Raw genomic sequence first — 20,659 nt, forward strand, 5'->3', positions numbered from 1 at the left:
CTTGAGGATGATTACTCTGCCTATTCGGCCAAGTTTAAAAATAATTGAGGAACATCATGAAGATTGAAGGGAAAGTATTTGTGATTACAGGCGGTGCATCAGGATTAGGTGCAGCCACCGCTCGTCACTTGCATGCACATGCAGCACGCGTAGTGATGGTGGATATGAACGCCGAACTTGGTCAAGCGTTGGCAAATGAATTGGGAGAGAACAGCCAATTTGTACAGCTTGATGTTACGGATGAGGGTGCGGTTGCAGCTTTTTACACACAACTTGAACAAGATTATGGTCAGCTAAATGGTCTGATTAACTGCGCAGGAATTGCTCCTTCAGCAAAAATCTTAGGCAAACATGGCATTCATGAATTGGCTTTATTTCAACGGGCAATGAATATTAATGTGGTTGGTAGTTTTAACATGCTACGTTTTGCTGCAGAGCTGATGGCAAAATATACCTTACAAGCAGATGAAGAAGAACGTGGTGTCATTATTAACACTGCTTCGGTTGCAGCGTTTGAGGGTCAAATTGGCCAAACGGCTTATGCTGCTTCCAAAGGAGCTGTAGTTGCAATGACTTTGCCTCTTGCACGTGAGTTGGCGGCTCAAGCCATACGTGTAATGGCCATTGCTCCAGGAATTATGGAAACACCGATGGTGCAAAGCTTTCCAGAAAAAGTACAGGCAGCACTCGGCGCGATGGTGCCATTTCCTGCACGTTTAGCCAAAGCAGATGAATATGCACAGTTGGTGCGACATATTTGTGAAAATGCCTATCTAAATGGTGATGTGATTCGGTTGGATGGTGCAATTCGTATGGCAGCTAAATAGCCTAAGCATTTTTTAAAACATCTTTTTCCATCTAAGTATCTTAAGTGTTAAGGGCTTAAAGATACTTGGAGGGAGAAGTCATATCTAAAATAAGTTGTTATGCAATATAAGTCAGAGCAGAGGGAACAATGATATTAACCGCAGAACAGAGCATGGTTCAGGAAATGATGCGGGACTTTTCACAGTCTCAACTTAAGCCAACTGCAGCAGAACGTGATAAAACCCATCAATTTCCCCATCAAGAATTAAAAGCATTGGGTGAATTGGGTGCACTTGGAATGACTGTACCTGAGCAATGGGGTGGTGCTGGTTTAGATTATAGTGCCTTGGTTATTGCGTTAGAAGAAATTGCAGCAGGTGATGGTGCAATTTCAACGATAGTCAGTGTGCAAAATTCACTCCCTTGCGGCATCTTGGTTAAGTATGGCAATGATGCGCAGAAACAAAAGTATCTAACAAAGTTAGCAAGCGGTGAATGGCTAGGATGCTTTTGTTTAACTGAGCCTGAAGTTGGTTCTGACGCAGGAGCAATCAGTTGTCGTGCAGTCAAAGATGGCGACCATTGGGTTTTAAGTGGTACCAAACAGTTTATTACTACAGGCAAATATGCACAGCTTGCTTTGGTTTTCGCCGTGACTGATAAGGCCGCTGGCAAGCGTGGTATTTCATGCTTTTTAGTACCTACTGACAGCGAAGGCTATGTGGTATCAAGACTTGAAGAAAAAATGGGTCAACATTGCTCAGATACTGCAACGATTGTTTTAGATAACTGCCGAGTTTCTGCTGAAAATCTTTTAGGAAATGAAGGTGAAGGCTACAAGATTGCACTATCGAATCTGGAGTCTGGTCGTATCGGGATTGCAGCACAATCGGTGGGTATGGCACGTGCTGCGCTAGATGCCGCTGTTGAATATGCAAATCAACGTAAGGCTTTTGGTGTAGAAATCGTACAGCATCAAGCAGTAGCGTTCCGATTAGCTGACATGGCGACACAAATAGAGGCTGCACGACAGTTAATTTATCATGCAGCGAGCTTAAAAGATGCAGGTTTTCCTTGTTTAAAAGAAGCATCTATGGCCAAACTTTTTGCGTCAACAATGGCTGAACAAGTCTGTTCTGATGCCATTCAAATTCATGGTGGCTATGGCTATGTGTCTGATTTCCCTGTAGAGAGGATCTATCGTGATGTACGTGTGAGTCAAATTTATGAAGGTGCTTCTGATATACAACGTTTGGTGATTGCACGTGAGGTAACAAAGGTTTAATTGATTGATTAAAATCAACTAATAAAAAAATAATCAGAAATAAACTGTCCATAAACTGCACATAAGTTGCAGTTTATGGAAATTGCAAGCCATCGAGGGACATGGTTAGCTTGGACTCGATGAATAGGATATTCAACATAACATCGCTTAAACCAATATAAAGCGTAGAAATATGACAATGCAGTAAGCATTGCCAAGTGAGGAATAGGGTAACGTCATGAAGACACTACAACAGGCATATCAAGAATTTAATTATCAAAATGCAATTAGCGAGCTCTTGGTGGGTTCTGAACATGCAGTCAATGCTTATATTGAATGTTGCCAACGTTATGTCGGTTCAGAGCAAATCGCACTGATTTGGGAAGGTAAACAGGGTCTTTCTGAGCAATGGAGCTTTGAGCAACTTGATCAGGCATCTGCACAAATGGCCAATTATTTTCAATCCATCGGATTGGTAAAAGGCGATTGTGTTGCAGGATTACTTCCACGTACTCCAGAGTTATTAATTACTATTTTAGCAACTTGGCGTATAGGTGCCGTTTATCAGCCTTTATTTACTGCATTTGAATCTAAATCAATTGAGCACCGTTTACAGACAGCACAAACCAAATTGGTTGTTACCAATACCGAGCAAGCAGCTAAACTGAGTAATATCGATATTGCTCATCGCTTATGCGTACACGCAGAAGGTGATCAGTCTTCAGTTGCTGATTTTTATACGGTTATGCGTCGCCAATCGACTTCACAACAAGCGGTCATGTGTAAGTTTTCTGATCCCTTTTTGATGATGTTTACTTCAGGGACCACTGGTCTTGCTAAATCGGTTCCTGTTCCACTTAAAGCATTATTGGCATTCAAAGGCTATATGACCCACGCCGTGGATCTTCGTGCAGAGGATTCTTTTTGGAATTTAGCAGACCCTGGTTGGGCTTATGGTTTGTATTATGGTATCGCAGGTCCTTTAAGTTTGGGACATAGCATTATTATGGATGAGCGCCCATTTAGTGTAGATCATGCTGTTGAAGTGATTCAGAAATATCGAGTGTCAAACTTAACTGGTTCACCTACAGCATTTCGTATGTTCTTTGGCTTTAAAGAAAAATTTGATGCAAATATAAAAGATCATTTGCGTGTGGTCAGTAGTGCAGGTGAACCATTAACTCCAGAAGTAATTAATTGGTTTAATCGTGATATGGGGGTCAATATTTATGACCAATATGGACAAACTGAATTAGGAATGGTGATTGCAAACCACCATGCACTCGATCATGTGAAAAAAGTTGGATCAGCGGGCTATGCAATTCCTGGGCATCGTTTTTGTGTGCTGAATGAGCGCCATCAAGAGGTTGCAACAGGTGAGATTGGTACTTTAGCGATAGACTGTGCTGCTTCTGATTTATTTTGGTTTGAAGGCTATGCGGGACATGATCGAAAATCCTTTGTTGGACAGTACTATTTGACTGGAGATACCGTACAGTTAAATGAGTTTGGTGGGGTGGATTTTATTGGTCGTGCTGACGATGTAATTACAACGTCAGGCTATCGTGTAGGCCCATTTGATGTTGAAAGCACGTTATTAGAATGTGAGGAAGTTTTAGAGTCTGCTGTGATTGGTAAACCAGATCCTGAACGTACTGAATTAGTTAAAGCTTTTGTCGTGTTAAAAACAGTCGCACAAGGTAATGAAACTCTCAAACAAAAACTTCAGGACTATGTTCGTTCTCGACTATCTAAACATTCGTATCCACGAGAGATCGAGTTTGTTGAAAACTTGCCTAAGACCTCAAGTGGAAAAATCCAGCGTAATTTATTGAAGCAGCAAGAAGTTGCCAAAATGGAGATGCTCAAACAAGCAGGATAGAATTTGACTTTTTTGGCTGTATCAACCCAATAGCCGAGCATTTGATGATTAGATCCCATCAAATGCTTTTTTTATTATAGGGGTTAATTTTTGTCTTTTAAAAATAGCCTAAGCAAAAGTAGATATAATTCTAAACGGTCACTGAATTATTTTCAGTAAAACTTCAATCATTGTGCTGCAAATATTGCAGTGATAGCAATGCTATGTTTGAATGCCAAACGCATTTAGCTTAATGAGCAGTGCCAAAATTCAGTCGATGATATGGGATAGATACGTGATAGATCAATTTGATTCGGACCTAGAGTTAAGTGAAGACGAAATGCACCTATACAGTCGTCAGATCTTGTTAAATGGTTGGGACATTGAGGCACAAGAAAAGCTAAAATTAGCGAATGTTTTAATCGTGGGGTGTGGTGGTATTGGTTGTAGTAGTGCCGAGCTGTTAGCGCGTGCTGGTGTGGGAAAAATCACCTTAATTGATGCTGATCAGGTTGAAGTCAGTAATTTACAACGTCAAGTTGCTTTTACACAACAAGATATTGGTTGTTTTAAGGCAGAGGTGTTAGCCAAACGCCTCATGCAGATTAATCCACATATTCAAGTACAAAGTATTGTAGCGAAATTAGACCAAGACAATGCTGAGCAGCTTATTGCGGCTCAAGATCTTGTGCTAGATGGTTGTGATAATTTTGCCACCCGATATTTGGTGAGTGAAATAAGTAAAGCGAATGATGCAGTGCTAATCAGCGCATCTGCAATTGGTTTTCAAGGTCAGTTATTTATGCAAGATGGTCAAAGTGCTTGCTATGAGTGTTTATTTCCAAAGCAAAACTTAGACAATGGCCAAGATGATCTTGGTTTGCGCTGCGCTGATTCAGGTGTACTCGCAACCACACCGAATGTAATGGCGAGTTTACAAGCACATCACGCTTTGTTGTATTTGGGTTTAGGACAAACTCCTTTGCTTGAAAAGCTTTTACTCTGGGATGGTTTAAGCATGAAACAACGTATCCTTGCTTTTGAAAAAGATGAAACCTGCCCGAGCTGTCTACAAAATCGGCTTTAAGGTGTGGTTTTTTTTGTTACACTGTACTCAATTTTATATGCTTAAATCCTATGAAAAAAAATATATTGTTTGATGGGTTACGTTCAGTAGCTCGAGTAGGTGAGACAGCCGTGATTGCGGCTCGTGCTGGTATTAAGTATGCAACGCAAAAACCGAGCAATGCGAAGTTGATGCGAGAAACCTTTGAATCCTTAGGTTCGACGTATATTAAACTTGGCCAATTTATCGCAAGTACACCGTCTTTATTTCCTCGTGAATATGTTGAGGAGTTTCAGGGCTGTCTAGATCAAACACCATCACTTCCATTTAGCTATGTACAGCAAGTTTTGGCTTCGGAGTTTGCTGGTCGTGATTTAAATCAAATTTTCGCCTCTATTGAAACCACACCTTTAGCCTCTGCATCTATTGCACAAGTACATGCCGCAAAATTAGTGAGCGGCGAAGATGTCGTACTTAAAATACAAAAGCCTGGGGTCGAAACAATTTTATATACCGACCTCAATGTATTGCACTGGGCGACAAAGCTACTTGAAAAAGCTGTACCCAAAGTAAAATTTGCATCTTTGGCTGATATTGTTGAAGAAATTAAAATGCGTATGGTGCGTGAGGTCGATTTTATCGAAGAAGCACGTAACCTAGATGATTTTATTCAATATCTTAATGTGACGAATAATCAGGCTGCGACAGCACCCAAGGTTTATCATCAGTATTCAACTCGACGTGTACTAACAATGCAACGTTTATATGGTGTACCACTGACCGATTTTGACCTTGTACGTAAAGTCGCTAAAGATCCATCACAAGTGTTGATTACAGCAATGAATACTTGGTTTGGTAGTTTGATGATGTGTAATAGTTTTCATGCTGATTTACATGCAGGAAATCTGATGTTGCTTGAAGATGGTCGTGTCGGTTTTATTGACTTTGGTATTGTAGGGCAGTTGAAGCCAGAAGTTTGGACTGCATGTATCGGTTTTATGGATGCACTCCAACGTACCAACTATACACGTATGGCCGAAAGCATGTTACAAATGGGGATGACCAGTCAGCATATTGATGTTGCTGTATTGGCTGGAGATTTAGAGCGACTATTTAGTGGTGTTCTATTGGCTGATCCACAGCAAATATTAACGACCAATCCTTCAGATCTAAACGATATTATGATGGATATGGTGGCTGTGGGTGAGCGTCATGGGATTCGCTTCCCGAGAGATTTTGCGTTACTGTTTAAGCAAATGTTGTATTTTGATCGCTTTATGCGCGTCTTAGCTCCATATACCGATATTTATGCTGACCAACGTTTGCAAATGGTGCAAACTGTTGAGCAACATCAGAGCCTAAAACACTAATTAGGCTTTGTCAGAGTGAATCAACTGAGTCAGTATAATGGATGAAATTTTTATAGAAGATCTGCGTGTTGATACTGTAGTTGGCTGTTTCACTTGGGAACGTCAAATTATTCAACCGCTATCTCTAGATATCACTGTACGCACCTGTTTAAAGAAAGTCGCTCATTCAGATGAGTTAGATGACACATTAAATTACGCATTAATGTGTGAGATTGCTACGGACACGATTCAACAAGCAAAACCCAAAATGTTGGAACATGCTGCACAATTAGTTGTTGAGCAGTTGTTTTCTCGTTTTAATGCCATTGAATCTATCCGTATTGCGATTCGCAAGCCCGCTATTATTGCCCAAGCACAAGCTGTAGGAATACGTTTTGAACGCCACCGACATGACCTATGCACTCGCCCTAGCGAGTAATCTTCATCCTGAACAGCATTTTCGAGAAGTATTTGCTGCGCTTGAACAACTCGGGGCAGTGCAATATTCTCCAATTTATCAAATCCCATGCCGTGATGGTGTGGGCGCTGATTACTGGAATGCTGCGTGTATTTTGACCTGTGCTTTGACGCCAGATCAAATTCAAAACTTGTTTAAACAATGGGAAGCTGATTCTGGACGGGTGCGACCATCACACCATATTAGTTTAGATATTGATTTGATCGCTTGGGGCAGTCATCTGGACCAAATGCAGTTTAATCCTAAAAAAATGCCCTTAGCATTGGATGTTAAGATTCCACTTGCTCAGCTATGGCATCATTCTCTATTTGAGCATCAGACACATCACTTTCCTTTGATAAAACTGACGCAAACATCAGTAGATTTGGTTTCAGCTTAAATTTTTTGTTAAAAGCTCTGAGCTGATCAAGGCTGATTTTCTTGTATTTATTGTACAAAGTGGCAATTTTACGACTTTGTACATCTCGCTATATCAACAGACAATTCAATTAAGAAAGCACTGTTCTGGGCTAAGTAAATGTACTTACCTTAATATTTTGTTGTTTTGACTCTGTAAAATAAAAAATTTACGCAAAATTTACGCCAACAAGGCCTCTGCAACATAGCGATTTTACGGCAAGTTTTCCGATACTGCGAACTGGAGTTGTTCCGTTATATCAAGGTATCTACAAACATGTGCTTAGTTCATATTCGCGATCAGGTCATTCGATTTGATTCGCGCAGACCGCATGATCGCTTCAATATTATTACTGACAATAATCAACATCACTTCGTAGCGATAACAGCTATTGGCCAACAACAAGGAGAACCATCATGTGGGTCTATGCCTTGTTATTGATCATAACAATCTTAATTGCAATTCCTTTAGCAAAATATCTTGCAGCAATCATGCAAAATCGGCCAATGAAAGTAGATCCATTATTCAATTGGATTGAAAAACCAATTTACGCTGTATTAGGCACTGATCCTAAACAGGGCATGAGCGCTAAAACCTATAGTTTAAGTTTTGCTTTAAGCTGTGGGGTGATTGGCTTGTTAGTGTGGATTATGCTGATGTGTCAGGCTTGGTTACCTTTAAACCCTGACCATGTACCCAATATGTCATGGGATTTAGCCTTACACACGATGATTTCATTTCTGACCAATACTAACCAACAACATTATGCTGGTCAGGCACAGTTATCTTATTTGTCGCAAATGGTTGCAATAGTTGGATTACAGGTGATTACCCCTATGATGGGGCTTGCTATGGTGATCGCCACCATCCGTGCATTATTTATGGCTAAAGTTAAAAACACTGATCTTACTGATTCTGAGCAAACTCAAAATAGCCTAAGCAAAAAAACAAATTTAATTAACGTTGGCAACTATTGGGCAGACGTCATTCGTCCTAGTTTAAGATTTTTGCTTCCACTTTGTATGATCTGGTCATTATTTTTAAATAGTCAGGGGGTACCTGCAACATTACAAGCGGGTCCAGTCGTTTCTGTCTTAGATCAGCAGGCGGAACTACAACAACAAGAAATTCCATTGGGTCCTGTTGCTCCGATGGTTGCTATCAAACAACTCGGTAGTAATGGGGGTGGGTGGTATGGTCCAAACAGTAGCGTGCCATTAGAAAACCCAACACCGCTATCGCACTTTATGGAAATGATGGCGATTTTATTGATTCCAATCTCAGTTGTACTCATGCTTGGTTTCTTTACCCGTCGTTTTAAATTTGCAGCATTGGTCTTTGGTTGTATGTTGCTTATGTCTGTCATTTCAGCAGGAACTGCAATTTGGTCTGAGAGTTTATCGGCAACTGCCATGCAAAGTAGTTTGATGGAAGGCAAAGAACTACGTTTGGGTGCAAGTGATTCTGCTCTTTGGGCTGCTGTGACCACTCAAGTGAACAATGGTTCAGTCGCAATGATGCATGATTCCGCAGCGCCGCTCACAGGTTTAGTTGCCTTAATGAATATGCTGATCAATGCTATTTGGGGTGGGATTGGCTGTGGTTTACAACAATTTATGGTCTATTTGTTCTTGGCTGTATTTATTGCTGGACTAATGACTGGACGTACACCTGAAATTTTGGGGCGTAAAATTGAGGCAGGTGAAATTAAGCTCTTAGCCGTCCTTATTTTGTTACAACCCCTGGTGATTTTGGGTTTAACAACAATTGCAGTATTTGTTCCTGGTCTTGCAGGTACGACTAATCCGGGCTTTCACGCTGTGAGTCAGATTTTTTATGAATATGTCTCAGCATTTGCTAACAATGGTTCAGGCTTTGAAGGTTTAGCAGATAACACTTTATGGTGGAATTTAAGTGCGAGTCTGGCACTACTTCTTGGACGCTTTCCAGCATTAATTATTCCTTTGCTGATTGCATCTCGTTTAGCTGCTAAACGGCAAGCACCAGAAAGTAACGGTACTTTGCAAATCGAAACACCAACTTTTGCCGTGACACTGATTGCAATCGTATTGATGTTAACTTTATTACAATTTATGCCTGTCTTGGTCTTAGGCCCAATTGCTGACCATCTCGTGCTCATGATGGCCTAAGGAGTAAATAGCATGTCTAATTCAAAATCTGCTCAAAAAAACTCAACTTTCGGGCAATCAGAGGCTTGGAAAAGTGCTCTTATTAAATTAATGCCTCAACATGCAATGAAAAATCCCGTCATGGCTATTGTTTGGCTGGGTACAATCATTAGTTTGGTGAGCACAATATTAGGCTACAGTAGTCTGTTGTTTGGCCTTTTAGTTAGTCTCATTTTATTTGTCACCGTACTATTTGCCAATTATGCAGAGGCTGTTGCCGAAGCAAAAGGGCGTGGTCAAGCATCATCATTAAAACAAGCACGTCAAAATCTAACTGCATTGCGTTTAAGCTCACGACAGGATCGTGAAGGCGAGCGTGTTGCTGCTACAGCCTTACTAATTAACGATTTGATAGAAGTTCGTGCTGGTGAAATGATTCCTGCCGACGGTGAAATTATTGAAGGTTTTGCCACCATTAACGAAGCAGCAGTAACAGGTGAATCTGCACCTGTCTTGCGTGAGGCGGGTACAGACCGATCGGGTGTTATTGGCGGAACCAAAGTATTAACAGATCGCATTATTGTGCAGGTCAGTGCAGATTCGGGAAATAGTTTCCTAGATCGAATGATTGCTTTGGTTGAAGGTGCTAGTCGTCAAAAAACACCCAATGAGATTGCGCTAGGCATTTTATTGATGGTTATGACTTGTACCTTCATTTTAGTGGTTTTGAGTTTGCCATTTATTGCTGGCTTCCTACATATAGAAATTAACCCTATTGTGTTGGTTGCACTACTAGTGTGTTTGATCCCAACGACGATTGGAGGGTTATTACCTGCAATTGGGATTGCAGGGATGAACCGTGCACTAAAAGCAAATTTAATTGCTAAATCAGGTAAGGCCGTTGAAGTTGCTGGTGATGTTGACGTACTGCTCTTGGATAAAACAGGAACCATTACATATGGTGATCGTCAAGCAACAGCATTTTATCCCTTGATTGGGGTGACAGAAAGTGAACTTCGTCAAGCTGCCTTACTCAGTTCTTTGGCTGATCCAACCCCTGAAGGCAAATCGATCGTCGCTTTGGCAAAAGATCGAGGTGAAAAAGTGCTAGAGCCAGAACAAGCGGAATTCGTATCTTTTAATGCAGCAACTCGAATATCTGGGGTCAATCTAGAAAATGGTCAACAGATTCGTAAAGGTGCCTTGGATGCTATTATAAAATTCACAGAAAAGGATTTAAATCAGCAAGCTGAATTACGTACTCGGATCGAACAAGTGGCTTCTAAAGGTGCGACACCACTTGTGGTTGCATGTGATCATAATTTATTGGGGGTAATTGAGCTTTCTGATGTGGTGAAGCCAGGAATTAAGGAAAAATTTGCTCGTTTACGCGAAATGGGTATTAAAACAGTCATGGTCACAGGAGATAATCCACTCACTGCAGCTGCAATAGCAGCAGAAGCTGGGGTTGACGATTATATTGCTGAAGCAAGACCTGAAGACAAACTAAATTGTATTCGTCGTGAACAAGAAGCAGGCCATCTCGTGGCGATGGTTGGTGATGGGACCAATGATGCACCAGCATTGGCTCAGGCAGATATTGGGCTAGCTATGAACTCAGGAACACAAGCCGCTAAAGAAGCAGGGAATATGGTTGATTTGGACTCTGATCCAACAAAATTACTTGCAGTGGTTGAGATTGGTAAACAGCAATTGATTACCCGAGGTGCATTAACTACTTTTTCATTGGCCAATGATATTTCCAAATATTTTGCGATCTTGCCTACTTTATTTGTGTCAGCAATTCCACAAATGCAAGTATTAAATATTATGCAATTGCACAGTAGTGAAAGCGCCATCTTATCTGCACTCATTTTCAATGCATTGATTATTCCAGCATTGATTCCGATCGCGCTACGTGGTGTAAAATTTAAAGCCTCAACATCAACACAATTGCTACGGCGTAATATGCTTATTTTTGGTGTGGGTGGTGTGATTTTACCTTTTATATCAATCAAAGCCATTGATCTGTTGATCAGTATGTTTATCTAAATAAATGGAGTATTGAGCATGTCTAATTTTACAGATTTAAATCGAGAACCTCATGTTTTACAGTTGCTTCGCCCTGCTTTAGGACTGTCTGCTGTAGCTTTAGTTCTCTGTGGTTTTGCTTATAGCGCTGTCGCAACAGGATTAGGCCAAGTACTGTTTCCATTTCAGGCCAATGGTAGCTTGCTACATCAGCAACAACAGCCAGTAGGTTCGAGCCTTGTTGCACAGGCATTTATTTCTGATCAATATTTTTACGCTAGACCATCACAATCAAATTACAGTGTAATTGCAATGTCAGGCTCTAACCTTGCCCGTAGTAACCCTGAGTTACAACAGTTGATCGATGAGCGTAGAACTCAGATTGCTACACGTGAGCATATTACAGCAGATAAAATTCCTAGTGATCTCCTGACCGCATCAGGCAGTGGGATTGATCCTGAAATCAGTCCAGAGGCTGCACGCTTACAAGTTGCGCGTATAGCTAAAGCTCGCCATATGAGTGTTGCTCAAGTTGAGCAAGTGCTTAATGCACATATTATGCAGCCGACATTGGGTTTATTAGGACAACCGCGTGTCAATGTACTTAAACTTAATCTTGCCTTAGATGACCTTAAACTCTCTTAAGGCTTTATGAAGTGATATCTAGTGCTGTATAGATAAAGCATGTTAATTTTACTGTAAAAGTTTTTAAGTCTTACCCCAGTTTAAGTGAGTGTAAAACCATGGCACATAGTCACGACAGCAAAGCTGATAGTGTATTGCAACAGCTGAATCGCTATCAGTCGGGACGTTTGACCTTGTTTTTAGGCGCTGCACCTGGGGTCGGAAAAACTTATGCAATGCTCGTGCGTGCTAGAGAATTGATTGAGCAACAGCAACACGTACTGATTGCATATGTTGAAACTCATGGACGAATTGAAACTGAGCAGTTATTACAAGATTTGCCAATCATCCCGCGTAAGCAAATTCCTTATCAAGGACATTTATTGGAAGAAATGGACCTTGATACAGTATTACAAAAACAGCCAGCGATTGTATTGATCGATGAGTTTGCTCATCAAAATGTACCAGGTAGCCGGCACGAAAAGCGTTGGCAGGATATAAATGAATTGCTAGATGCGGGTATTGATGTGTTTACCACGATGAATATCCAGCATTTAGAAAGCCTAAATGATGTGGTTTTTCAAATTACAGGTGTACGAGTAAAAGAAACTGTACCTGATTTAATGCTCCAGCGTATTCGGGATATACGATTAATTGATTTACCTGTGAGTGAGTTACTAGAACGCTTACATCAGGGAAAAGTCTATGTTCCAGAACAAATTCAACCTGCTTTACATGGCTTTTTTAATCACAGCAATCTAACAGCCCTACGTGAGTTGGCTATACAGACGGTTGCTGATCACGTCGAGATTGATGCGCGAGAAAATTTTGCATCACAGGGACAAGTACCGATTCCTTTGAATCATCATGTTTTGGTTTTTATTGATAATATTGAACAAGCTGAGGCGATTGTTCGTGCCGGTTGTAGGATTGCGGAAAAACGTATGGCCAAATGGACAGTCGTTGCATTTTCACATAGTCCTTCTACGGCTTTGACACACAAAAATGAACATGCTCAAAATAATCAGCATCAACGCGCGCTGGAACGAGCATTTACCTTAGCACGGCAAATGGGTGGCATGACTGAAATGCTTTATGGAAAAGCCCATGCCAACATTTTGAAAAGCTTTGCTGTTGAACGTGGTATTTCTACTTTGGTCATGGCTCAGGGCAATACCACATACACAATCAAGCACATGTGGTCACAGATTTTTTCAATGTCCGTATTACAGCAGCTATTGCAATCTAAAGTTCCATTTGAAATAAGTGTGTTCACTTTAGCTCCAGTAACATCAGGACAATTACTTAAAAGTCGCCCCAAAATTCGTGTACTGAGTTTTAAAGAAAGTATTTTGGTGGTATTGACCAGTTTAGTAAGTATCTTTTTAGCTCGTTTAGGTGAGTTTTATCTGGGCATTGAAGAGCTTTCAGTCATTTTTATCACGGCGGTAGTTTTTGTAGCAGCAAGAACCCGCATGATCGTTGCTGTATGTTCTGCAATCATTTTATTTCTTGCCTATAACTTCGTTTTTATCGAACCACGTTTTACTTTACAAATTTCAGCACGCCAAGGCGTTATTACCGTATTAGCATTTTTAGCCGCAGCCTTAATTGCCAGTCGCTTAGCTTCACGTTTACATGAGCAGGTGATCGCGTTAAAAGCAGCAAATCGTTACAACAGTATTATGCAGGACTTAGGACTTAAACTTTCAGTTGCAGTGAGTTCAAGTGACGTCTTAAGGATTGGAAAACACAGTCTTGAAAAAAATTTAAATGCAGAAGTCTGGTTACAACTTCAAGATCACGAAACTCTAATTACAAATACAATTGAAATATCAGAAAAGGAGCAGATTTCTGCTGCTTGGACCTTCAAAAATCAACAATCATCAGGTCGTTTTACTCAAACTCTGACAGAGTCAAATTGGTGGTTTTCGCCTTTATTGGCATCGAAGCAGTGCTTAGGCGTATTAGGATTACAGTTTGATGTAGAACAAAACTTATCCATTGAGCAAAAACAATTGGCTGAGTCCATGATTGATTATATTGCGCAGGCCCTGTTAAGAACACAGATGAGTAAAGCATTAGAACAAGCCAATGTCACAACTGAGACAGAAAAACTGCGCTCAGCATTATTAACTTCTGTATCTCATGATCTACGCTCCCCACTTGCTGCAATGATTGGGGCTGCTGAAAGCATGATTCACTACCGACAAGACTTAACTGATCAGGATCAGAACAGCTTATTAGAGACGATTCAGCTAGAGGGAGAACGTTTGGATCGTTATATCCAAAATTTGTTAGATATGACTCGCTTAGGTCACGAAGGGCTGAGTCTTAAACGTGACTGGATTGGTGTGGATGAGTTGGTTGGATCAGCAGTGCGGCGTTTAAATCGCTATATGCCGCAGGTCAATGTACAAGTATCGATGCCGATAAAAGATTTAAGTCTATATGTACATGCGGCACTCATAGAACAAGCAATATTTAACGTTCTTGAAAATGCAGCAAAATTTTCACCAGAACATACCGCCGTTGAGATAGAGGTGTATTCTCCAGATCCTCAACATATCGCCATTGCGATTAGTGATCAAGGTGTTGGTATTCCAGAAGCCGAACGTCAACGCATTTTCGATATGTTCTATACGATGCAACGTGGTGATCGTGGTCAATTTGGCACAGGTTTAGGGCTAACCATTGTCAAAGCGATTATTGGTGCGCATCAAGGTGAAATTATAGCGACCGCAGGAAAAAATAATCAGGGCACTCAGATTTGTATGTGCTTGCCGATTCAACAAATCAGCGCATAATAACCATGAAATTCGATTTATCCATATGTAAACTGCCCAATTGTGAAAGAAATTTATGTTAAACAGTGCTAAAGCTGGTCAGAGTACTAGTCCGATTAAAATTTTAATCATCGATGATGAGGCTCAAGTCCGTAAATTCCTCGATATCGCTTTACGTTCACAAGGCTATGCCACCATGCTTGCTGAAAATGGTCAGCAGGGTTTAGAACTACTGGCTTTGCACGGCGCAGATCTTTTAATTTTAGATTTAGGTTTACCTGATTTAGATGGTCGGGAAGTACTGACTGAATTAAGGTGTTGGTCACAAGTTCCTGTGATTGTTTTATCTGTACGAGCAGATGAGCAAGAGAAAGTCGCCTTATTAGATGCAGGTGCACATGATTACGTGACTAAGCCATTTAGTGTACAGGAGTTAATGGCACGCATACGAGTTATGCTCAGGCATGTTGCTGTACCTGTTGAAACAGCGATTTATGATGATGGACAACTGAAAATTGATTACGCACAGCGACAAGTATTTTTACATCAGCAGCTCATTTCTTTAACACGCAAGGAATACCAATTGTTGCTAATGTTGGTGCAGCATAGTGGCAGGTTAATTACTCAACCTCAGATTCTTAAGGAGTTATGGGGACCAAGTCATCAAGAAGACACGCATTATTTACGTATTTTAGTTGCAAAACTACGCAATAAACTGGGTGACGATGCAATTCATCCCACTTATATCGCAACAGAGCCAGGTGTAGGGCTGCGGTTTTTAGGAAAATAATTGGATTTAGTGTATTTCGTTAACCCTTGAGTGACTACAAAATATAAGGCTACTCAACAATAATCAATACTCGATATTGGTGTAGTCGTGGCATCCTTGCCACTTTTAACTCGGTCTAAACAGAGAACGATTTAAAGGTCGAGTATCAGCTTAAATATAATAACTGGTCTTGGTCATTAACTTTGAAATTGCAGTCATCGTTATTCGTATAGGTAAGGCCAAATCAACACCACCTGCAGTCAATGCAGTATCACGGTGGTGTAATTCATCTAAGTTCATTTGTTCTAAAATATATTTTGAGCGCAGATCTTGTGGTGGAAGTTGGCTAATATGATCAACCAAATGTAAGCTGACTTGACGTTCAGTTTCAGCCACAAAGCCTAAGCTATATTTATCACCAGCGATCCCAGCGAGAGCACCCATACCAAAAGATAAGCCGTACCATACTGGATTGAGTAAGCTGGTATGACTATCAAGCTCAACTAAGCGATCTTCGCACCAAGCTAAGTGATCTTGCTCTTCAATCGCAGCTTGTTGCATTTCACGTTTGACATTAGGAAGTTTCGCGGTCAGTGCTTGGCCATGATAAAGTGCTTGTGCGCAGACTTCACCACTATGGTTGACACGCATTAGACCTGCAACATGACGTGCTTCGCTTACACCAAGCGGGCTGTCGAGGTTTTGTGCTGGATTTTCTCGATGTGCGGAAGTTGCACCAGGAACCAAGCTTCTAAGCGCTTGGTCAAAGGAGTGGATCATTTTATCCAGACCAGTGTAATGACGCATACTTAATCCTCCAAAGAATAGGGCGTAATGGCAATAAGTGGCCGTAAGTATTTTAACAGCAGTAGTGAAAATATTGCACTGAGTACTGCTGTGATATTAAACAGTACTTTCAGATCAAACTGTAAAAAGCTCAAAATAATAATTGAGAATATAGATGCAGTAACCATAAAGATGGCATTTAGAATATTATTTGCAGATACGACACGGGCACGATGTGAGGCGGGTGCAAAGGCTTGCATCATGGTGTAGAGCGGTACGATATAAAATCCACCAAAAACACCCAATAATGAGATGGCTAACATGACATGATAGTAGGCCATTCCTGAATGAAATACTTCATATAAGCCCAATACCTGTGCTGGTGCAGATGTAGGTAAAAAGCTTAAGCTAGTCGTAAGATAAAATGCAAAAACAGTCAGGCCAATACACCCTATGGTTACGACTTTTAGATTGACTTGAGTTCCACCAATTTTTTTACACAGTAATGAGCCTAGACCAATACCCACAGAAAACAGCATCAGCAATAAACTGGCAACATTTTCAGAACCATGTAGATACTGCTTAGCTAATAAAGGAATCTGGGTTAAAAAAGTTGCACCATAAAACCAATACCATGAGTTACCGAGTAGAACTAAAAACACCACAGGCAATGATTTGGCATATCGAACGGTATTGACACTTGTGGCTAAAAAATTCCAATTGACTGTAAGTTTCTGATCTGGAATCGGTTGCGGAAGTATATAGCGACTGCAAAAATAACCAATAATTGCAATCGTTAGCACGGTTAAACTAATCCATATCATTTGACCTTGTGACCAAAAAATAACTGCACCACCGAGCACCATGCCAATTAATATGGCGATAGAGGTTCCTGATTGGAAAATCGCATTGCCTTGAACTAATTCATCTTTATGTAAAATATCTGGCAAAATTGCATATTTGATAGGCCCGAAGAAGGTGCTATGGGTGCCCATTAAAAATAAAGCAAAAATTAATAGCCATAGACTACTTTGCATAAAGCCAATCGTTGCAATGAGCATGATCAGAATTTCAAGAAGCTTAATGCCTCGAACCAGTTTTGAGCGCTCATATTTATCAGCAATTTGTCCAGCAGTCGCAGAAAATATAAAAAAGGGCAAAATAAACAGTAATGCAGCTAAGTTGTTTAAGGTGCTTATTTCTAGGCCTTGGTGTTGAATCCAACCAAAGGTAAAAATAACAACTAGGGATTGTTTAAAGACATTATCGTTTAGTGCACCAAAAAATTGAGTCAGGAACATGGGCAAAAAGCGTCGGGTTCCTAAAATATGATCATTTTTTTTCATTCGGGAACTTCATTTAAATATATTAAGAAATGTGATTAATAAGTAATTATATCTAGAAATTCCTGTATGATATTTTTAAATTGTACAATTCACCAATTATTAATAAATTTAACTCTGTTTTTTGAATGGTTTTTTTCAATCAATAAACCATTTTTTGTAGCAGAATCGGATATTGAAAGTATATAGAGCTTGGTATGCCAACCCAAATTCAGTTTAGAAAATCGGTGATCACTTATCATCTTCACAAAATTATTGATGCCAATAATGTCAATAAATATCTATGCTTAAGTGTGTTTTTAAGTGTATTTGTTACACCAAACCTATATGCACAGCCTTTAGCAGAAACAGCAGTAAGCACGGATCAGCATGATTCGATTGAGTTAGAAGCGACTGCTTATAATGATCATAAAGCTGTTGCATTGCCTGAACCTGATGTAGATAGTGTTGCGTTATTACAACAACAAATTCAAGCGAGTAAATCTCAACCTATCCAGCCTTTACAATTTGAAGATCTTGAAGACCTGCCTGCCAATAGCATTGATCCAAATATGGCAAATGAAATTTATCAAGCGGCGGAGGATGCTAAAAAGCAGGCACAAGATTTTAAACAAGGCGTGCAAATTAATAATTTACCTGAAGTTGCTCAGTCTACAGAACAAGAGTTTCAAGAAATCAAACGTGCGCCAGTCGATATCGATCAGTTAATGCGTAATATTGAGGCTGACAAAGAAATTATTGTTCAATCACGAGAAAATGGTAATTCATTCCAAGATTTCACAAAAAAAGATGAAACAGTACAAGAGAAGCCAGGTTTCATTAAGCGTATTGTGCAGCGCATTCGTCCACCTAAAGAGGCTGGAATTGAAGTCATGCCAAAAATTACGACTGTAGTTGATGGTGCACCGACTTTATTAGCGCAAAATATTCGTGCAAAACTATCCAGTTTTACAGTTGAGTCATTTTCTGATTATGCTTCAGCTGTCCCTCAGCTTAGAAGTATGACCAACCAAGCAGCACAAGCAGTTGGTTACTACAATGCAACTTTCAAATTTGAAAAGCAAAATGACCATCGCTTACATATTCAAGTAACTCCTGGTGAGCCTGCAATTGTTGAAACCCAGCACATTGAGTTTTTGGGTGAAGGTGGTAGGTTACCACAGTTCCAAGTATTGGCATTATTACCAGAGCTAAATATTGGCGATACTTTTAATCATGGATTATATGAAAGTACCAAAGCAAATATTCAAGAGGCAGCAAGTAATAACGGTTTCTTTGATAGTCTTTGGCGTTTACATGATGTAAAAGTCAATCAGCCTGAAAATACGGTCGATATAAATTTACGTTACGATACAGGGCAACGTTATAAGCTGGGTCATGTTGAATTTCGTATGAGTGATCCAGATAAACCGTTACCGATTAAGCTGGACATTTTAAAAACCTTAGCGCCTTGGCAACCCGGAGCTGATTACACTGCATGGCGTGTCAATGGTTTGGCCAATAATTTAACAAACAGTAGATATTTTAACTTTACCTTGGTGGATGCTGTACGTCCTGATGCCTTGCCGGATGATTTAGATCTACCTCCAGACTTACAGGCACTGGTTGATGCAAATAAAATCTCTGAGCAAGCGATTCTCAATACTTTGCAACCCCAGGCAGCTCCAGTTGCCAAAGTGTCAAATAAAGAAGTGACACAAACGGTAGTTGATGAGCAACAATTTGCTGGTGCTGAAAAACGAGCAGCATCTCCTGGACAAAGATCTATTGATCAACAAAATGACCGTGCAAATGAATTAGATGCAATGAAAGACCAAGTCCGTATAGATAAGGTTGTGCCCGTTATTGTGACTTTAAATGCGGATAAACTGAACAGCTTAGAAACAGGTATTGGTTATGGTACTGATACAGGGGTTCGAGTACGTAGTCAGTACCGCCGTGCTATTGTCAACCAATATGGGCATGCTTTTGATGCCAACATGGAAGTTTCAAAAATTCGTCAGTCACTCGATGGTCGTTATAGTATTCCATACAAACATCCACTGAATGACTATATTAGTTTAGTCGGTGGTTATGAGCGTGAAACGCGTGATGGTGTTGGTCCAAATACAGATTTAACCATTGAAACAGCTGTATTAGGTGCTGACCGTATTATTAAAAATTCACGTCGTGAATGGCAACAAATTTTTGGTGTTCGGTATCGTCTAGATCGTATGACGCGTAATGGTGATATTCCAGATACAGATATTCCTAATGGCTTTTTAATTCCAGGTGCAGAACCTGAGCAGGAAGCATTTTTAGTGGGTTATGAAGTATCAAAAACCATCAGTAATAATCGTATTAACCCGACTCAAGGCTTTAAGCAATCTTATAAGATTGAGTTAGGGAGTGATAAAGTTTTAAGTAATACCAATATGGCGATCGTTAATGCAAATTGGAAAGCGCTGTATTCTCTAGGTGAAAATGCCAATCATCAGTTCCTTGCAGGTGCAAATGTAGGCTATATCTACGCGGACGATTTTAATAAAGTACCATATAATTTGCGTTACTTCGCTGGTGGTGACCAGAGTATGCGTGGTTTTGACTATAAGAGTTTATCACCGATGATTGATGGCTATAAAGTGGGTGGCCAAGGTTTAGCCATAGGTACGATGGAGTATAACTATCAATTTAAAGAAGGTTGGCGCGCAGCATTATTTAGTGACTTTGGTAATGCGTATGATGAAAAATTTAGTAATCCAATTGAATATAGTGTAGGTGTGGGGGTACGTTGGCGTTCTCCGATCGGGCCGATTCGTTTAGATGTGGCTTCTGGGGTTTCGGAACCAGGTAAACCTGTGCGTTTACATTTTTTTATTGGCTCACAGCTTTAGTTTGAGCAATTTAAATTGTTATTTTCTTAAGGGCTCATAATAATAGAGCCCTTAAAGTAATTTATTACTCAAGTGTATTTGTATATTAAGTTAAGA

At 40.2% G+C, this 20,659-nt stretch carries 15 protein-coding genes; 13 read left to right on the forward strand and 2 right to left on the reverse strand.

Annotated elements, in window-relative coordinates:
• Positions 1 to 56: 56 nt before the first annotated feature.
• The 12 genes from Aru01_RS00540 to Aru01_RS00595 all read left to right on the forward strand — a co-directional run bounded on the left by Aru01_RS00540 (position 57) and on the right by Aru01_RS00595 (position 15,582).
• Positions 57 to 827, forward strand: a complete 771-nt coding sequence (locus Aru01_RS00540) for an SDR family NAD(P)-dependent oxidoreductase (RefSeq protein ID WP_016656137.1) — start codon at positions 57 to 59, stop codon at positions 825 to 827.
• Positions 828 to 955: 128 nt separating this feature from the next.
• Positions 956 to 2,092, forward strand: coding sequence for an acyl-CoA dehydrogenase family protein (locus tag Aru01_RS00545; RefSeq protein WP_016656138.1), 1,137 nt, complete (start codon positions 956 to 958; stop codon positions 2,090 to 2,092).
• Positions 2,093 to 2,309: 217 nt separating this feature from the next.
• Positions 2,310 to 3,953 (forward strand): AMP-binding protein, encoded by a 1,644-nt coding sequence (locus Aru01_RS00550; protein ID WP_016656139.1) that lies wholly within the window; start codon positions 2,310 to 2,312, stop codon positions 3,951 to 3,953.
• 256 nt (positions 3,954 to 4,209) lie between these two features.
• Positions 4,210 to 5,019 (forward strand): HesA/MoeB/ThiF family protein, encoded by an 810-nt coding sequence (locus Aru01_RS00555; RefSeq protein ID WP_040331270.1) that lies wholly within the window; start codon positions 4,210 to 4,212, stop codon positions 5,017 to 5,019.
• Positions 5,020 to 5,069: 50 nt separating this feature from the next.
• Positions 5,070 to 6,368 carry an ABC1 kinase family protein gene (locus Aru01_RS00560; RefSeq protein ID WP_016656141.1) on the forward strand — a complete coding sequence of 433 codons (1,299 nt, stop codon included), beginning with the start codon at positions 5,070 to 5,072 and terminating at the stop codon, positions 6,366 to 6,368.
• A gap of 37 nt (positions 6,369 to 6,405) precedes the next feature.
• Complete coding sequence (folB, locus tag Aru01_RS00565; RefSeq protein ID WP_016656142.1) at positions 6,406 to 6,786, forward strand: dihydroneopterin aldolase; 381 nt, start codon at positions 6,406 to 6,408, stop codon at positions 6,784 to 6,786.
• On the forward strand, positions 6,743 to 7,204 hold the full coding sequence (locus Aru01_RS00570; protein ID WP_016656143.1) for a 2-amino-4-hydroxy-6-hydroxymethyldihydropteridine diphosphokinase: 462 nt from the start codon (positions 6,743 to 6,745) through the stop codon (positions 7,202 to 7,204). Before folB ends, Aru01_RS00570 begins: the two co-directional genes overlap by 44 nt.
• A gap of 434 nt (positions 7,205 to 7,638) precedes the next feature.
• Positions 7,639 to 9,372: a potassium-transporting ATPase subunit KdpA gene (kdpA, locus tag Aru01_RS00575; protein WP_016656144.1), complete on the forward strand. Its 1,734-nt coding sequence runs from the start codon at positions 7,639 to 7,641 to the stop codon at positions 9,370 to 9,372.
• Positions 9,373 to 9,384: 12 nt separating this feature from the next.
• Entirely contained in the window at positions 9,385 to 11,403 is a 2,019-nt protein-coding gene (gene kdpB / locus Aru01_RS00580) for a potassium-transporting ATPase subunit KdpB (RefSeq protein ID WP_016656145.1), read from the forward strand.
• 18 nt (positions 11,404 to 11,421) lie between these two features.
• Positions 11,422 to 12,027 (forward strand): potassium-transporting ATPase subunit KdpC, encoded by a 606-nt coding sequence (kdpC, locus tag Aru01_RS00585; RefSeq protein WP_016656146.1) that lies wholly within the window; start codon positions 11,422 to 11,424, stop codon positions 12,025 to 12,027.
• A 98-nt stretch (positions 12,028 to 12,125) separates the two neighbouring features.
• Positions 12,126 to 14,813 (forward strand): ATP-binding protein, encoded by a 2,688-nt coding sequence (locus Aru01_RS00590; RefSeq protein ID WP_016656147.1) that lies wholly within the window; start codon positions 12,126 to 12,128, stop codon positions 14,811 to 14,813.
• Positions 14,814 to 14,868: 55 nt separating this feature from the next.
• Positions 14,869 to 15,582: a response regulator gene (locus Aru01_RS00595; RefSeq protein WP_016656148.1), complete on the forward strand. Its 714-nt coding sequence runs from the start codon at positions 14,869 to 14,871 to the stop codon at positions 15,580 to 15,582.
• A 150-nt stretch (positions 15,583 to 15,732) separates the two neighbouring features.
• On the opposite strand, the gene coq7 is transcribed toward Aru01_RS00595, so the two are convergent.
• Together coq7 and Aru01_RS00605 are read right to left on the reverse strand one after the other, a co-directional pair.
• Positions 15,733 to 16,368, reverse strand: a complete 636-nt coding sequence (gene coq7, locus Aru01_RS00600; protein ID WP_016656149.1) for a 2-polyprenyl-3-methyl-6-methoxy-1,4-benzoquinone monooxygenase — start codon at positions 16,366 to 16,368, stop codon at positions 15,733 to 15,735.
• A gap of 2 nt (positions 16,369 to 16,370) precedes the next feature.
• Positions 16,371 to 17,693, reverse strand: a complete 1,323-nt coding sequence (locus tag Aru01_RS00605; RefSeq protein WP_016656150.1) for an MFS transporter — start codon at positions 17,691 to 17,693, stop codon at positions 16,371 to 16,373.
• Between the two features lie 194 nt (positions 17,694 to 17,887).
• On the opposite strand from Aru01_RS00605, the gene Aru01_RS00610 reads away from it, so the two are divergent.
• Positions 17,888 to 20,563, forward strand: coding sequence for an autotransporter assembly complex protein TamA (locus Aru01_RS00610; protein WP_016656151.1), 2,676 nt, complete (start codon positions 17,888 to 17,890; stop codon positions 20,561 to 20,563).
• The last annotated feature ends 96 nt before the right edge of the window (positions 20,564 to 20,659 follow it).

The organism is Acinetobacter rudis (genome assembly GCF_000829675.1).
GTDB lineage: Bacteria > Pseudomonadota > Gammaproteobacteria > Pseudomonadales > Moraxellaceae > Acinetobacter > Acinetobacter rudis.

Excerpts from the sequence above, each read along its gene's own strand:
- Aru01_RS00540 (WP_016656137.1), top strand. The coding sequence starts at position 57 with ATGAAGATTGAAGGGAAAGTATTTGTGATTACAGGCGGTGCATCAGGA.
- Aru01_RS00545 (WP_016656138.1), top strand. The coding sequence starts at position 956 with ATGATATTAACCGCAGAACAGAGCATGGTTCAGGAAATGATGCGGGAC.
- Aru01_RS00550 (WP_016656139.1), top strand. The coding sequence starts at position 2,310 with ATGAAGACACTACAACAGGCATATCAAGAATTTAATTATCAAAATGCA.
- Aru01_RS00555 (WP_040331270.1), top strand. The coding sequence starts at position 4,210 with ATGATATGGGATAGATACGTGATAGATCAATTTGATTCGGACCTAGAG.
- Aru01_RS00560 (WP_016656141.1), top strand. The coding sequence starts at position 5,070 with ATGAAAAAAAATATATTGTTTGATGGGTTACGTTCAGTAGCTCGAGTA.
- folB (WP_016656142.1), top strand. The coding sequence starts at position 6,406 with ATGGATGAAATTTTTATAGAAGATCTGCGTGTTGATACTGTAGTTGGC.
- kdpA (WP_016656144.1), top strand. The coding sequence starts at position 7,639 with ATGTGGGTCTATGCCTTGTTATTGATCATAACAATCTTAATTGCAATT.
- kdpB (WP_016656145.1), top strand. The coding sequence starts at position 9,385 with ATGTCTAATTCAAAATCTGCTCAAAAAAACTCAACTTTCGGGCAATCA.
- kdpC (WP_016656146.1), top strand. The coding sequence starts at position 11,422 with ATGTCTAATTTTACAGATTTAAATCGAGAACCTCATGTTTTACAGTTG.
- Aru01_RS00590 (WP_016656147.1), top strand. The coding sequence starts at position 12,126 with ATGGCACATAGTCACGACAGCAAAGCTGATAGTGTATTGCAACAGCTG.
- Aru01_RS00595 (WP_016656148.1), top strand. The coding sequence starts at position 14,869 with ATGTTAAACAGTGCTAAAGCTGGTCAGAGTACTAGTCCGATTAAAATT.
- coq7 (WP_016656149.1), bottom strand. The coding sequence starts at position 16,368 with ATGCGTCATTACACTGGTCTGGATAAAATGATCCACTCCTTTGACCAA.
- Aru01_RS00605 (WP_016656150.1), bottom strand. The coding sequence starts at position 17,693 with ATGAAAAAAAATGATCATATTTTAGGAACCCGACGCTTTTTGCCCATG.
- Aru01_RS00610 (WP_016656151.1), top strand. The coding sequence starts at position 17,888 with ATGCCAACCCAAATTCAGTTTAGAAAATCGGTGATCACTTATCATCTT.